The sequence below is a fragment of the Dyadobacter linearis genome, from assembly GCF_907165045.1.
In the GTDB taxonomy this organism is placed as follows: Bacteria; Bacteroidota; Bacteroidia; order Cytophagales; family Spirosomataceae; genus Dyadobacter; species Dyadobacter linearis.
Genome location: NZ_CAJRAU010000001.1, coordinates 178,199 through 191,667, shown reverse-complemented (window position 1 = coordinate 191,667; position 13,469 = coordinate 178,199). Strand labels below are relative to the sequence as shown.

The window sequence follows — 13,469 nt, the reverse complement described above, 5'->3', positions numbered from 1 at the left end:
GCTCGTTCTTATTGTACAATCATCGTTTGCCGATCCTGGCTGTTTGTTTTAGTTTGAATTTGAGAGAGAAGGAATTGTTTCAACAGCAATATCACTTGCAGAAACTGCATCAGACTGCTGCCGGCTCTTTTTGAGCCGCTTTTTGAGTGTGTAGATGGAATGCTCCGGGATGGAAATCCCCAATTCGTCTTCGATCTGTGCGACAACGATGATTGCAGGTAACTGAAAGAGTCTATCCCCGTAGTAGGCTAACAAAACATCGAACCGGCCTTTTAGGCGGAGTTCGAACGCCTGGGTGACATATTTTTTATCCAAGACGCTATTATTTACCTAATGAAGCTCTAAGATAAGCCCAAAATATTTAAGAAGATGCAAGTTTTGTTGGGCTGAAAATATCAATCTTTAAAAAAAGCGACCGGTCAGCGGGCTGATCGGGTCGCTAATATATCGGCTCCGGAGAGAAGCTTTCTTAACTGTTCAAAATCGACAGGCTTATGTAAAAAAGCCAGTGCCCCGGCGTCCAGGCACTGGTTAATGAGGTCCTGGTCCATGTGACTGCTCAGGATCACGACCGGGATTTCCTTATGTTTCTCATTCTGATCGGGACTCTTTATCATTTTAAGAACCTGATAGCCGGTCATTCCCGGCATTTGTAAATCCAGGACGATGATCTGTGGAAGCGCCGTGCCGGTCTCCGCAGCGATTGCGAGTGAATCAAGCAATGCCCTGCCACCGTCAAAAAATGTAATCTGGTATTCGGGATTGATCCGTTTAATGAAATATCCGAGCAACAGACGCTGATCAGCACTATCATCTACAATATAGATAGGCTTCATGTTGTCGAACGATTTCATTGCTCCTCCTGATCAAAATCATCATTCCGGTTCCTGATCACGCCTCTCTGGCCCTTGCCACCCTTGATCATGTCGCGCTCTTCGCGTTCTGCATCCGCATCTGGCGCAGACTCGTCCATGCCATATTCATTCTCGGGCTCCTGCTGAAAGTTGTCATTCGCATTTCTGCCGGAAGCGAGCGCCTCTCTTACTGCATCATCTTTAATGGGCGTGTTTCTCTGATCGTTGCTTTCCATAAAAGTTATGTTTTTTGGATGATGGGCTTTTTATAATAAATATCGTTCCCGCCGTTTGCAGAAGTAGCGAATCGCCAGCTTATCCAATCCAAAATTTACAAATTGCCCGAAATGTACTCGCAAGCACAGCAAAATTCAGTGGTTTAGTGATCACAGCATTCGCGCCGGCCTGGTAACACTGTTCAGTTTGGAGTGAGCTAATGTAACTGGTCATAATCACAACAGGTAAGTCTTTGATATGGGGACAATTTCCTAAAGGTGGCTGGCGTAGCAACCTGAGCAACTCAATACCATTCATCCCCGGCATATTGAAATCCAAAACCAGCAGGTTTGGGAATGCCTCAGGCTGGTCCAGGCGGCTCAGCTGCTGCATGTGTTTGTGAAGGGAGCGGCCACTTTCAAAAAAGGTTACCCGGTACGGTTTATCTAATGTTTTAATCAATTTGTACGCTAAAAATTGATGGTCCGGGTTATCATCGACGATGTATAGTTCCATGGCCCTGTAATGGTATACTGGGGTTTGTAAGATAAATCGCTTCTGCTAGCAAAAGGCATGCCGTTCAGCAGATTCGAAAGTTAACCTGGCGCTGATCGTGTTGCCCGTGTAAGTCATTGACAGTGGAATTTTCAGGAGTGAAGTGATTTCTTTGACCAGAATCAACCCAATACCCAGGTTCTCGATCATAACTGGCGAGAGAATGGTCTGAGCGGCGTGAATATCCGAGTTGATCCATTCCAAAACCTCAGGCGGAATATGCGCGTTTGTATTTTCGCAGATGAGGTGGGGCTGCCCCTCCTGAAGGAAGGCCCTGATCCTGATTTCCCCGCCGGATGTGTGCTTGTTTGCATTGTCGATCAAATTGTGCAACACGATCCCCAGCAGTGCCGGATTGCTTGATACATGCAGCGACCGGTCCGATTCTACAAGCAGGCTGTTTCCATTGGTTTTAATAATTGCTTCAAACAGCTCGGTTTTGCTATTGATCAGCTCCGAAAGGTTAATAGTCTCAATTTTCGCAAGCTTCTGCTGAACAGGCAGCTTGGCGAATTCCAGGAGGTTCCGTATGAACACGAACATCGTTTCCATTGACTTGTGGAGCTCGGCGCTGTACCTGCCCGCTTGTGCATATTGCTGGCTGCTCAGCATTTCTCTGACCATACTGCATATGATCACCATGTGATTGAAAGGTCCGATAATATCATGGGAAATGGATGCCATCAGCCGAGACTGAATGTATAACTGATGCTCCTGGTCGCGCTGGGAAGTTTCAAGGGACGCCAGGGCTTCGTGCAATGCTTTCGTACGATCCACTACCGCCTGTTCCAGCAACCGGTTCTCAACCTTCACCCGTTCCACTGCAAGCCGCTCATTTTCAAGTCGCTGATACCGTGCCTGCTGGTCTCTTTTGAGGAAATAGGCAGTTGGGATTAAAATGACACTCATGAGGATACCCCTGCTGGATAACATCAGGATTTTAATAACCAGCGAGTTCTGCTCCGTCCGGAAGGGAAAGTCTTTGAAGAGCGGGTTGAAGGTAAAATAGAACAGATTCGAAAGGACACAGCAGCAAAGCACTGAAATCAAAAGCGCCTGCCAGGCGCCCATTTTACGCTGAACAAAGTTGATGCAATACCAGCAGGTAAGCGACATCAGAAAAATCACTGTTTCGGATCCTATTAAATTGACCGGGTCATTCAACTGGCCTTCGGAAATGCGGGCAGGTAAAATAAATAGTGGAATAGCAGCCGCGACTACAACACCTGCTTTATGAATATTGTGGTTCATTATTGTTGTTTTGGAATGCAAGATCCGTCCGAACAGAGAAGGTTTTGCGTTTCATAAATTTAAAATATACGAAAACACCTCTCATTAATAACAAGAGGTGTTAATTCTTACTCAACGTTAAACTGCTTGAAGAAGCAGTTGATTGGCATAGCCAATGTTTTGCGGGAGCGTTACAGCTACCTGTTATTTTCCACGTACAAACCGGAAACTTCCGATTGAACCGTCCTGATAAGTGATTTCCAAGATATAAACGCCTGTGGGTAGTTTTTTGACGTCGACATAGTTATCATGCAGTTTTGACGCTGATACTTTTGTGCCAGAGGTATTGTAAATGCGCACATGAGCAACCGCCTTCGTGCCAGCCTGATCCAAGTAAATGCGGTCGGTGGCTGGGTTGGGGTAAATATGTGCGCTGAGTGCGCCTTCCCACGTAAGACTTCTGACACGGCTGAAAGCGATTGTGCCATCGTGATCGACCATTTTTAACCGGTACAGGTTTTCGCCTGCTTCCGGCGACAGATCATTGAAAGTGTAATGCTTTGTCGTATTGCTTTCGCCAATAGAGCCAACCGTCCCGATCTTTGTCCAAACCTTTGCATTCGTGCTGCGCTCGATCTCAAAACGATCGAAGTTTACTTCTTCAGTGGTTGACCAGCTTAGCTGCGCGGTCCTGTTTTCCTTACGCGTATCAAAAGATACAAGGGTGACAGGCAGCGGACAATCTACCTCAATGGTGATGGTTCCAATGGATTCAAGACCATTTCCGTCGGCAAGTACATAATCCACAGACGTGGTGCCACGGAAACCGTTTGAAGCTGTAAATGTAACAGAACCGGTTTCAGGATTGACCGAATATTGTCCTTCCCCGTCGATAGCCAGTGTTGTGACGCGCTCAAGAGTACCAGGTGTAAGTAACTGTACGCTCGATATAGTGATCGGTGCGCTTCCCGGCAGATCATTTGAAAGCACATCCACGACGGTTGCACTGCAGGTACCGGTTGCGGCGTCATCCACGGCAACTGGTGGATCTGTAACTGTCGCATTTGCGCAACGGGCACCGTCACCGGGCGTAACATTCGCAGTTGAAAATAGGGAGGCTGTCAGATTTGATAGTGGCGCGCTGATCCTGAAAATCGCCCCGCTACCATTATTCCCTACATAAAGATCTCCGTCCGAATCGAAGAATGCAGTACCAAAAGCGCCGGTATAGGCCGAAGTTTCGATACCTGCGCCTGTCACTGCGCCAATCGTTGTCCGGCTGCCGGTTATTGGATCAAACTGGTAAAGGACCTTGTTTGTACCGAATGCATACAGCAGGCCGTCGGCAGGGTTGAAAGACCAGTCGTTAAGCTCGGTGGGAGTTGTTGGTACGGTCACAGCGGTCAGATAGCCAGCCGAGCCGGGGTTCAGATCCACCTTTGTGATCTCTGTGCTATTGGCGGCGTAGAGATAAAGTATGCCCTCAGGACTGACATCGCCCGTAGCGTAACCAGGAAGCGGAGTAGGGAAGCCGGATACCGGAAAAGTCTTCACCGACCAGTCACTGCCGATCCTTACCAGCTGCTGGGTATTGTAGCGAAACCCCCAGATATAGTTGTCCTTAACATTGTAACCAATTGCATTGATAAAAGCATTCGCGCCGTCGATCAGGTCCGCCTTGCCCAGTACCGCGTTACCGGTAGAAAGGTCAAGGGTATAGCCGTCCGAAACGTTGGATCCATTGACATTGCGGTTGCCGATCACATAACTCAGCTCGGAGCATGGAAATGCAGGCTGTGCGGGGCAGTTGCCCGTAATGATAATACTTCCCTCACCTTCCAGCCCGTCGCTGTCGGCTACCACATAATTCACGGAAAGGGTATTTATAAAACCTTCCACAGGCGTGAATGTAACTGCTCCTGTGACAACATTCACCTCGTAGCTGCCCTGGCCCGGAACAGCGAGCGAAGTGACCCGATTGGAAGTACCCGGCTCAATCAGCCGGACAGTTGAAGGGACGATTGCCGCGTCTCCGGCCACATCGTTCGCCAGTACATCTATCAAAGCACTTTCACAAGCCACGTTGAGCTCATCATTCACAGCCACAGGAGGTACAGGTACCGATGCATTCGCGCAACGGGCTCCATCGCCGGGCGTTACATTGGCCGTCGAGAACAGGCTGGCTGTCAATGTATTCAGCGGGGCGGAAATTTTGAAAATAGCACCGCTGCTATTGTTACCGACGAACATATTACCGTCCGTGTCAAAAAAAGCAGTGCCGAATGCACCCGTGAAGGCAGAAGTCTCGATGCCGCCACCTGTGACTGCGCCTAATGTAGTGCGTGTACCGGAAACAGGGTCAAACTGGTAAAGGACCTTATCTGTCCCAAAACCATAAAGTAGCCCATCGGCCGGGTTGAAGGCCCAGTCGTTGAGCTGGGTGCCACTGGTAGGAACGGTTTGCGCAACAAGGTAGTTGGTCGAGCCTGGGTTCAGGTCTACGATTGTAAAGCTTGCCGCACTGGTGGTGTATAGATACATTAAACCGCCCGGGCTCACATCGCCGGTCGTGAAACCGGTGGAAGCGAACCCGGTGACGTCGAAAAATTCAACGGACCAGTCGCTGCCGATGCGGACGAGCTGGTTGGTACCTGTTCTATATCCCCAGATATAATTATCGACGGAGTTGTAACCGATTGCGTTGACGAATGCGCTGCCGGAACTGATCAGAGGTGATTTCGCCAGGGCCGACTCGCCCGTGGAAAGGTCCAGGGTGTACCCGTCCGATACATTACTTCCACCCACACTGCGGTTACCAATGACAAAGCTCGCCTGCGAGCAGTCAAAAGCTGGTTGCTGGGCAAATGCATGGTACACCGGTAATGTCATGACCGACGCCAGGACCGCAACCCTGATTTTGTTTTTAGCGGTGTGAATTGATTTTCGAAAATGTTTATTCATACGTTTTGGTTAACGATTAGTTACATACAAGCGAGGGCAAAAGTAGACCGGGATCGAACGCGGGGAAATCATAATATTTCGATCTATTACGGATTATATCAGGAACTATTCCGACAGCCTCAGCCTGGTTTATCATCCCTGTTACCGGCCTTTATCACTGTACCAATCGCCTGCGGCTCCCGCTTTCTGCAAATACATCGATAATATGCTGGCGCGTTTTTTCGCACATAAAGGAGCTTCCCGATAGCACAGCCGCCATGCATTCAGCCAGTTGTTCGATGTTGGTCCGCTTGGAAATTAAACCACTTGCGGTGTGCCGGGGTAATTGTCTCAGGTGCGCCACATCGAAGTATTCGTACATTATTACCACCGGGATCTGTGAACCTGCTTCATTTAACTGCGCTATCAGATCCACCATTTCATGTTGTGTTTTCCGGTTGAGACCCAATATGATCAGGTCCAGCCCAGACGACAGGTGCAGTGCGCTGGCAGCCTTTGTAGTATAGGCGGTCTGGCACTCAATATCTTTTAACAGTTCCTGGAGGTATGCCTGTATACCTATGCATGATAGCGGTTGCAGATCGATAACAGCGATGCGGAGCATTCTGATTTATTGTTTAACGGGATAGGGAAGATGAACTGGCGAGAAGATAGTTGTCGCAAATTCCTGCAAACTTCGCTAAACAACCTATCAGAAGATATAGTAAAATTATGATGAGCGTGCAAGGCGGTTCTACCTTGCGCAAGTGCAAGGTGTTTTCAATATCTTTACAACGTTTAGTGAAATAGTTTTATAGAATTGAAGGCCTTGATATGCCCAACATATTGATTGTAGATGACCATCCCATGATCTGTTTTGGCATGGGGGCCATGGCTGAAAGTATTGCAGATGGTGTTACTTTATTTTTTGCCAATTCCTTCCAAAAAGCAATTGACCAGCACTGCCGGCAGCAAATGGATTTGATAATTCTTGACCTGGGGCTGCCCGGAGGGCTGGGTGTTGAAATGATCAGGCGTTTCAAGGCGGTGCAGCCCGACATCAATATCCTGATCTGTACCTCGCGTGATGAATTGTTCAATGCGCCTATCTATATTCAGAGCGGGGCAAAAGGATTTCTCCACAAATACAGCACGGAAGCGGAGACCAAAAACGCTATCAAGACCGTCCTGGAAGGTAAAAAGTATGTCAGTCAGGCTGTACATAAACTGATGGTCAGCAATTTGGTAAACAATGAACCGCTCCCGGTGGACCCGATCCGCGCGCTGTCGCCGCGGGAAAGACAGGTCCTGGCGTTGTTGCTGAAAGGCAAGTGGCTCAAAGAAATCGCGCAGGAACTGAATGTCGCCGTGCCGACCGTCGGTACACAGAAAGCCAAAATATTCCAGAAGCTGAATGTTACCAATATGGTGGAGCTTTCCAGAAAAATGGATGCCTATTACGAGAATGACAAATTGGATCTGGTTTGAAATAGTTTTTGCAGGGTTATTCAATTCCAAGACCAGCATTCCTGATACTTCATTCGGGAGCAGCAGCAGGGATTTTTAGAAAAAAAGTTGTCCCTCCCGGGCCGGTTTCGAATAACAGATCTCCCCTCAGCGCCGCGGCATATTGTTTGGAAAGAGGCAGCCCGATCGCCCCGGAGCGCGAGACATTTCTGGCGGACTGGTTCCAGCTTTGAAGTATTTCCTGCTGTACTTTTTCAGGAATCCCCGGGCCATTGTCAGCCACCTGAAAAACGTGATATCCTTCCTGATATTGATATGAAAAGCGAACAGAGGCGCCGCTTCCCGCATATTTCACTGCATTATTGATAAGGTTTCTGATAACGGTGGTGTAAAGGTGCTGATTGGCATTGATATGCAGCTTTTCTGGAATTGAAACCTCGATCCGCTGGCCGTTTGACCGGGCGATATCACTATATACATCCAATGTTTCGCTCATCGCCTCCCAAACTGAAAAAGAGGTGACCATATCAAAGGAATAAAGTCCGTTTTCAGTTTTGGTAATTTCTAGCAGGTTTGTCAAAAGGCTTTGCGTGTTCACAACAGATTTACGCATTTCACCGGTAAAAATTTTGAGTTCGGAAGGGCTCAGCTCGTGTGTGTCCATGATGTAGAGCGCATGTTGCAAATTGGCCAGGGGCGTGTGATAATCATGAGAAATGATAGAAATTAACCTTGCTTTCTCCTCGTGCAGCTCATCCAGTATAGAGGCTCGTGCCTCGGCATTTTCCTTTTCAGTTGTGTAGTTTTTGATGATATATCCCAGGCCAGAGAGCATCAGAATGATCGTGACAGCATAAGTAGAAGCAATGTCTATAAAATGCTCGGCCCTGTCTGCATAATGGGTGAGTACAAATGCGGGACTGTCGTATTCGGCAAGCAGGAGCCCGGCTACGGTACCCAGATTTAGAAGCGTCAGCAATACGTATTCTTTCCTCGGTACTATGGCCAGCGACAGGAAAAAGACAATACTGAAAGAAAGCAAAGTTGAGCCGGCAATGCCCGCACTCAGCCGATAACTGATCACAAAAAATCCGTGAATGAGCAGGATATAGACCTTCATGGACAATGCAGTCCGGTTCCTGAACCTGGAAATGTAAAGCAGGAAAATTTGCAGCGGAATCAGCAGTAGCGTGATCAGGGCATAATATACCATCTGCTGGATAGCACTGAAAATCAGTACATAAAACATCACCGCAATGGTAGTTATGCAAACAAAGTGGTAAATGCGGGTTTGTAAAGACAGGTCATCCGGTTGCCCTATCAGGTGCTGCCCGCGATTTCGGATCGAAGCAATCAGGGATTTCAGGGAATTCAAAATAGCAGAAGAATTAGTAAAGAAATCGGCTAAAAGTATGATATAGCGCTTTAACAAGTGACAAGATGTAACACCAGATTTGCTCATCTTTCAACGAAGTTATATGTTTTTAGAGCAGGATTAGGGAATGCTTTTTTAACTTAGTAGTCATCAGAGTGAAATCTTCCTGCCGCCCATTTATTTTTAAAACATGATGATAAACCGTAAACACCTCCTGCTGATCTTCTTCTTTGCAACGTTTCTGGCGAGCTGTCAGGATAAGGAAAAAGAGCGGGAACTTGCTGCGCGCGAGCAGCAGATTCTGGATAGAGAGAAAGCATTTGCCCTGAAAGAGGCTGATTATCAGTCACTGTTAAAAATGCGGGATAGTCTTCTCACCAAAATCGATACAACTACTATTGCAATCCAGCAGTGGCCGGAAGAGATCGCCGGCGCGTGGAGTGCCAAGTCAGTTTGCCGCGAGTCCAATTGCAGCGAATATGTGATCGGCGACCAGCGTTCCAATACCTGGGAATTCATCAGTGACTCCACCGGACTTTATACCCGGGTTATCAATAACAACCAGATAGTCAGGGTCTATTCTGCCAGATTTGACAGCACAAGCATTTACCTCCAATTCAAAAGCGATACCTCGGCCACCAAAAACATGGAGATCAGCGTCGATCTGAAAAGAGAAAATCCAACGCTCTTAAAAGGTTCGCAGACCACCGGCATTGATAAAGCCTGTACTGCCCAATTTTCAATGGAACTCACACGCTTAAACCGATAGCCATGCACCTTTTAAATATTCATATCGGCAGCCTGCCTATTGAAGATCCGGTATTGAAGTTTTTGCTGGAACTAATCATTATCCTGGGCGCCCCGCTTTTGCTTAACAAGATCAAAGTGCCTCATTTACTGGGACTTCTGATCGCCGGCGCGTTGGTCGGGCCCAATGGGATGAACCTCCTTTCCCGGGACAGCAGTGTAGTGGTGACGGGTACCACCGGCCTGCTTTATATTATGTTCCTCGCCGGGCTTGAAATCGATATGGGCGATTTCAAAAAGAATATGGGCAAGAGTGTGACTTTCACCGCATTCACCTTCATCGTACCATTTGTATTGGGGATGATCGGCGGCTATTACATATTGAATTTCTCGTTGCTGACCTCCGTATTATTTGCCAGTCTTTTCTCTTCCCACACACTGATCTCCTATCCGATCGTCAGCAAAATGGGTATTTCAAAGAATTTGTCTGTCAATATCACTGTCGGAGGTACGATGCTGACCGACGTCCTTTCACTTTTGGTGCTGGCGGTTGTGGTAGGAATGACGCAGGGAGAGGTCAATACTGCATTCTGGCTGCGCCTGGGGCTTTCTGTGCTCGCATTTGGTTTGACGGTCCTGCTCGTATTCCCGATCATCGGCAGGTGGTTTTTCAAGAAAGTCGACGATAAGATTTCCCAGTACATATTCGTACTGGTGATGATTTACCTCGCTGCTGTGCTGGCCGAGTTAGCGGGAATTGAAGCTATTATCGGTGCCTTTTTTGCAGGTCTTGCACTCAATCGTCTGATCCCGCACACTTCTGCATTAATGAACCGCGTGGAATTTGTTGGTAATGCGATCTTCATCCCGTTTTTTCTGATCAGCGTGGGTATGCTGATCGATTTCACTGTTTTTTTCAAAAGTATTGAAACCCTCGTTGTGGCGGCGGTGATGCTGGTAGCTTCCATTGGTGGCAAATATGTGGCGGCTATTTTGACCCAGAAAACCTTTAAATTAAGCAAGGACGAAGGAATGCTGATTTTTGGAATGAGCTCGGCGTCGGCGGCTGCCACGCTGGCGTCTGTAATGGTCGGGTACAACATTATCGTTTCCGAAACCACTGCCGGCGAATCTGTCCGCTTGCTGAGCGAGCACGTTTTGAATGGTAGTATTCTGTTGATCCTGGTTTCCTGTACGGTATCCTCGTTTGTGTCCATGTCGAGCGCGGCCAGGATTGCGGCGGCGGATAAAGAAGCGACTGCGTCGGGGATCAGTCCGGAAAGTGAGAGTATTCTGATGGCGATCAACTACGAAGAGAATGTCGAAAAAGTGGTAAATCTGAGTTTGTTGATCAAAGCGTCACATAATAAGGACAGACTGTTTGCACTCAATGTGATCAATGACGAAAAGAATGAATCGTCTGTAAAAAATGCTGAAAAAACGCTGCACATGGCAGTAACCACGGCCGCCGCTGCCGACGTCCAGATCAGGCCGCTGACCAGATATGACAGTGACGTTGCTACCGGGATCAACAATGTGATTAAGGAACAACGGGTAACAGACCTGGTGCTGGGGTTGCAGACTGAAAAGGGTTTTACGCCGTCGCTGGTTGACAACCTCACCAATGGTTATCTGCAAAACGACAATGTGAATACGCTGATCTACCACGCGGCGCAGCCTATTTCTACCATTAAAAAATACATCGTACTGATTCCCGCGAAGGCGGATAAGGAGCCGGGCTTCTTTCAGGCATTACTCCGTGTTTGGAATATAGGAAAATCATCGGGTGCCGAAATGGCATTTTATACCAGCGAGCCGATCATTGGAATCATCGAAAGAGTGGCAAAAAAATCGGCGATTGAAATGTCCCTGCACCTGATCGACTACTGGGGCGAGGCGGAAGTTGCGGCTACCCGGATTTCGGAAGATGAGGGGCTCGTCATTTTTATGGCCAAGCGGGGAATGGCGTCTTACTTCCCGCGCCTGGGCCTCATGCCCGACTTTTTGAATGAGCACGCGCTCAATAACAATTTTCTCATGATCTATCCATTCTCACAACAGGATCCAGACGAAATCGAGAAGCGATCTGTGAGTAACCACGACGATTTCGTTGAGATCGGCCGGATGATCAGCAAGATCTTCCCGGGGTAGTTGAACGACAAGAGTGATAACAATTGAATTTAAAAAGATGAATAGACAATGAACTCTGGAAAAGACAACGATCCATCGCCTTTCAAGCCCAATGATCACCTGGCCAATGAGCGGACTTACCTTGCCTGGGTCAGGACAGGGATTGGAATTATGGCATTCGGGTTTGTAGTTGTCAAGTTCTCGCTGTTTGTGAAACAAATTGGTATTGTGTTAAATACGAAGGTAACCGCGCCTTCTCAGGGATATTCGTCGGTTATCGGGATTATCCTGGTCGCCCTCGGTACGCTCTCGATCCTGTTCGCCTTCATGCAGTACCGCAGGACAGAAATGCAACTTAAGACGGGACGTTATCAACCTACAACTTTATTGACAACCCTTCTTACCGGCGTTATTTTTCTGATCAGTATGCTATTGATCGCTTATCTGCTGCAAAGCGTTTAAACGTGCTCAAATGCATTTATATCTTGGGTGGCAATAGCGAATTCTTAACTTTGAATATTCTGACACCACTACCAACGAGAGACCTTTTGTATTACTAACCACACCAACAGTGACTTCAGTACAATCTTTTATGACCCGGATCATCGATCGGAATCCGGGTGAAAATGAGTTTCACCAGGCTGTCCGGGAGGTCGCCGATACTATTATTCCATTTATTGAGGATAAACCGCATTACCGGAAAGCGAAAATTCTGGAACGTATTGCGGAGCCTGAGCGCGTTATCATTTTCAGGGTTCCCTGGATGAACGATCTGGGCGAAGTGGAGATCAACCGGGGTTACCGAGTGCAGATGAACAGTGCGATCGGACCTTACAAAGGCGGTTTGCGTTTCCATCCTTCTGTGAATCTCGGTACACTCAAATTCCTTGCTTTCGAGCAGATATTCAAAAACAGCCTGACCCAGCTTCCAATGGGAGGCGGAAAGGGAGGCGCTGATTTTGATCCGAAAGGGCGGTCGGACCGGGAAGTTATGTTCTTCTGCCAAAGCTTTATGACCGAACTTTTCCGTCATATCAGCTCAGATAACGATGTTCCTGCGGGCGATATCGGGGTAGGAGCGAGGGAGATCGGCTTTTTATTTGGTCAATATAAACGACTTAAAAACGAGTTCACCGGCGTATTAACCGGCAAAGGTGCAAGCTACGGCGGAAGCCTGATCCGCCCGGAAGCGACGGGCTATGGCGTTGTGTACTTTGTGGAGCAAATGCTGAAACAGCGCCGCGACAGTATCAAAGGAAAAAGGGTAGTCATTTCCGGATCAGGCAATGTGGCACAATACACCCTCGAAAAGTGCATTGAGCTGGGTGCTAAGGTTATAACACTTTCTGACTCATCGGGTTATATCTACGACGAGAATGGGATCGATGCGGAAAAATTTGCTTACATCATGCATTTAAAAAATGAAGAGCGCGGGCGGATCAACTCGTATGCAGAGAAATTCGGCTGTGAGTTTGTTTCCGGAAAAACGCCGTGGGAAGTTCCATGTGATATTGCCCTGCCGAACGCCACACAGAACGAACTGGACGCAAAAGACGCACAGTTGCTGATCAAAAACGGCTGCTATTGTGTAGCAGAAGGCGCGAATATGCCCTGCACGCCCGAAGCGATCGAGGTATTTGAGAATAATGATATTCTGTATGCGCCCGGAAAAGCCGCAAATGCAGGCGGCGTAGCCGTTTCAGGATTGGAAATGTCGCAAAATTCGCTCCGCTTATCCTGGTCCCGCGAGGAGGTAGACAAGAAATTACACGAGATTATATTGAATATTCATTCAACCTGCCTGCGTTACGGACGCAAGCCCGACGGCCGCATCAGCTATTTGCAAGGCGCCAATATAGGTGGCTTTGTAAGAGTAGCCGACGCTATGCTGGCGCAGGGATTGGTGTAAATAACAACAACCCCGGCTGCACTTTCGATCGAAGGCGTAACCGGGG

General features: G+C 47.9%; 13 protein-coding genes. 5 read left to right on the top strand and 8 right to left on the bottom strand.

Going from position 1 to position 13,469, the window contains the following annotated elements; genetic code table 11:
• Positions 1-48 precede the first annotated feature (48 nt).
• The 7 genes from KOD92_RS00735 to KOD92_RS00705 all read right to left on the bottom strand — a co-directional run bounded on the left by KOD92_RS00735 (position 49) and on the right by KOD92_RS00705 (position 6,420).
• Positions 49-315: a hypothetical protein gene (locus KOD92_RS00735; RefSeq protein WP_215231606.1), complete on the bottom strand. Its 267-nt coding sequence runs from the start codon at positions 313-315 to the stop codon at positions 49-51.
• 104 nt (positions 316-419) lie between these two features.
• Positions 420-854 carry a response regulator gene (locus tag KOD92_RS00730; RefSeq protein WP_215231605.1) on the bottom strand — a complete coding sequence of 145 codons (435 nt, stop codon included), beginning with the start codon at positions 852-854 and terminating at the stop codon, positions 420-422.
• Positions 851-1,090: a hypothetical protein gene (locus tag KOD92_RS00725; RefSeq protein WP_215231604.1), complete on the bottom strand. Its 240-nt coding sequence runs from the start codon at positions 1,088-1,090 to the stop codon at positions 851-853. The genes KOD92_RS00730 and KOD92_RS00725 overlap by 4 nt, the downstream gene beginning before the upstream one ends.
• A 79-nt stretch (positions 1,091-1,169) precedes the next feature.
• Entirely contained in the window at positions 1,170-1,586 is a 417-nt protein-coding gene (locus tag KOD92_RS00720; RefSeq protein ID WP_215231603.1) for a response regulator, read from the bottom strand.
• 45 nt (positions 1,587-1,631) lie between these two features.
• On the bottom strand, positions 1,632-2,876 hold the full coding sequence (locus tag KOD92_RS00715; RefSeq protein ID WP_215231602.1) for a sensor histidine kinase: 1,245 nt from the start codon (positions 2,874-2,876) through the stop codon (positions 1,632-1,634).
• A gap of 183 nt (positions 2,877-3,059) precedes the next feature.
• Positions 3,060-5,816 carry a DUF6923 family protein gene (locus KOD92_RS00710; protein WP_215231601.1) on the bottom strand — a complete coding sequence of 919 codons (2,757 nt, stop codon included), beginning with the start codon at positions 5,814-5,816 and terminating at the stop codon, positions 3,060-3,062.
• A 154-nt stretch (positions 5,817-5,970) separates the two neighbouring features.
• Positions 5,971-6,420, bottom strand: coding sequence for a DNA-binding transcriptional response regulator (locus tag KOD92_RS00705; RefSeq protein WP_215231600.1), 450 nt, complete (start codon positions 6,418-6,420; stop codon positions 5,971-5,973).
• A gap of 209 nt (positions 6,421-6,629) precedes the next feature.
• Between KOD92_RS00705 and KOD92_RS00700 the strand changes: the two genes are divergently transcribed.
• Positions 6,630-7,283 (top strand): response regulator, encoded by a 654-nt coding sequence (locus KOD92_RS00700; protein WP_215231599.1) that lies wholly within the window; start codon positions 6,630-6,632, stop codon positions 7,281-7,283.
• Positions 7,284-7,332: 49 nt separating this feature from the next.
• Here KOD92_RS00700 and KOD92_RS00695 read toward each other — a convergent pair whose 3' ends face one another.
• Complete coding sequence (locus tag KOD92_RS00695; RefSeq protein ID WP_215231598.1) at positions 7,333-8,637, bottom strand: sensor histidine kinase; 1,305 nt, start codon at positions 8,635-8,637, stop codon at positions 7,333-7,335.
• A 190-nt stretch (positions 8,638-8,827) separates the two neighbouring features.
• Between KOD92_RS00695 and KOD92_RS00690 the strand changes: the two genes are divergently transcribed.
• The 4 genes from KOD92_RS00690 to gdhA all read left to right on the top strand — a co-directional run bounded on the left by KOD92_RS00690 (position 8,828) and on the right by gdhA (position 13,423).
• A complete protein-coding gene (locus tag KOD92_RS00690; RefSeq protein ID WP_229254470.1) occupies positions 8,828-9,406 on the top strand; it encodes a hypothetical protein in 579 nt (192 codons plus the stop codon).
• A 2-nt stretch (positions 9,407-9,408) separates the two neighbouring features.
• A complete protein-coding gene (locus KOD92_RS00685; RefSeq protein WP_215231597.1) occupies positions 9,409-11,535 on the top strand; it encodes a cation:proton antiporter in 2,127 nt (708 codons plus the stop codon).
• Between the two features lie 48 nt (positions 11,536-11,583).
• A complete protein-coding gene (locus tag KOD92_RS00680) occupies positions 11,584-11,976 on the top strand; it encodes a YidH family protein (RefSeq protein WP_215231596.1) in 393 nt (130 codons plus the stop codon).
• A gap of 130 nt (positions 11,977-12,106) precedes the next feature.
• A complete protein-coding gene (gene gdhA / locus KOD92_RS00675) occupies positions 12,107-13,423 on the top strand; it encodes an NADP-specific glutamate dehydrogenase (protein WP_229254552.1) in 1,317 nt (438 codons plus the stop codon).
• The last annotated feature ends 46 nt before the right edge of the window (positions 13,424-13,469 follow it).

Excerpts from the sequence above, each read along its gene's own strand:
- KOD92_RS00710 (WP_215231601.1), bottom strand. The coding sequence starts at position 5,816 with ATGAATAAACATTTTCGAAAATCAATTCACACCGCTAAAAACAAAATC.
- KOD92_RS00720 (WP_215231603.1), bottom strand. The coding sequence starts at position 1,586 with ATGGAACTATACATCGTCGATGATAACCCGGACCATCAATTTTTAGCG.
- KOD92_RS00715 (WP_215231602.1), bottom strand. The coding sequence starts at position 2,876 with ATGAACCACAATATTCATAAAGCAGGTGTTGTAGTCGCGGCTGCTATT.
- KOD92_RS00705 (WP_215231600.1), bottom strand. The coding sequence starts at position 6,420 with ATGCTCCGCATCGCTGTTATCGATCTGCAACCGCTATCATGCATAGGT.
- gdhA (WP_229254552.1), top strand. The coding sequence starts at position 12,107 with ATGACCCGGATCATCGATCGGAATCCGGGTGAAAATGAGTTTCACCAG.
- KOD92_RS00700 (WP_215231599.1), top strand. The coding sequence starts at position 6,630 with ATGCCCAACATATTGATTGTAGATGACCATCCCATGATCTGTTTTGGC.
- KOD92_RS00725 (WP_215231604.1), bottom strand. The coding sequence starts at position 1,090 with ATGGAAAGCAACGATCAGAGAAACACGCCCATTAAAGATGATGCAGTA.
- KOD92_RS00730 (WP_215231605.1), bottom strand. The coding sequence starts at position 854 with ATGAAATCGTTCGACAACATGAAGCCTATCTATATTGTAGATGATAGT.
- KOD92_RS00685 (WP_215231597.1), top strand. The coding sequence starts at position 9,409 with ATGCACCTTTTAAATATTCATATCGGCAGCCTGCCTATTGAAGATCCG.
- KOD92_RS00690 (WP_229254470.1), top strand. The coding sequence starts at position 8,828 with ATGATGATAAACCGTAAACACCTCCTGCTGATCTTCTTCTTTGCAACG.
- KOD92_RS00680 (WP_215231596.1), top strand. The coding sequence starts at position 11,584 with ATGAACTCTGGAAAAGACAACGATCCATCGCCTTTCAAGCCCAATGAT.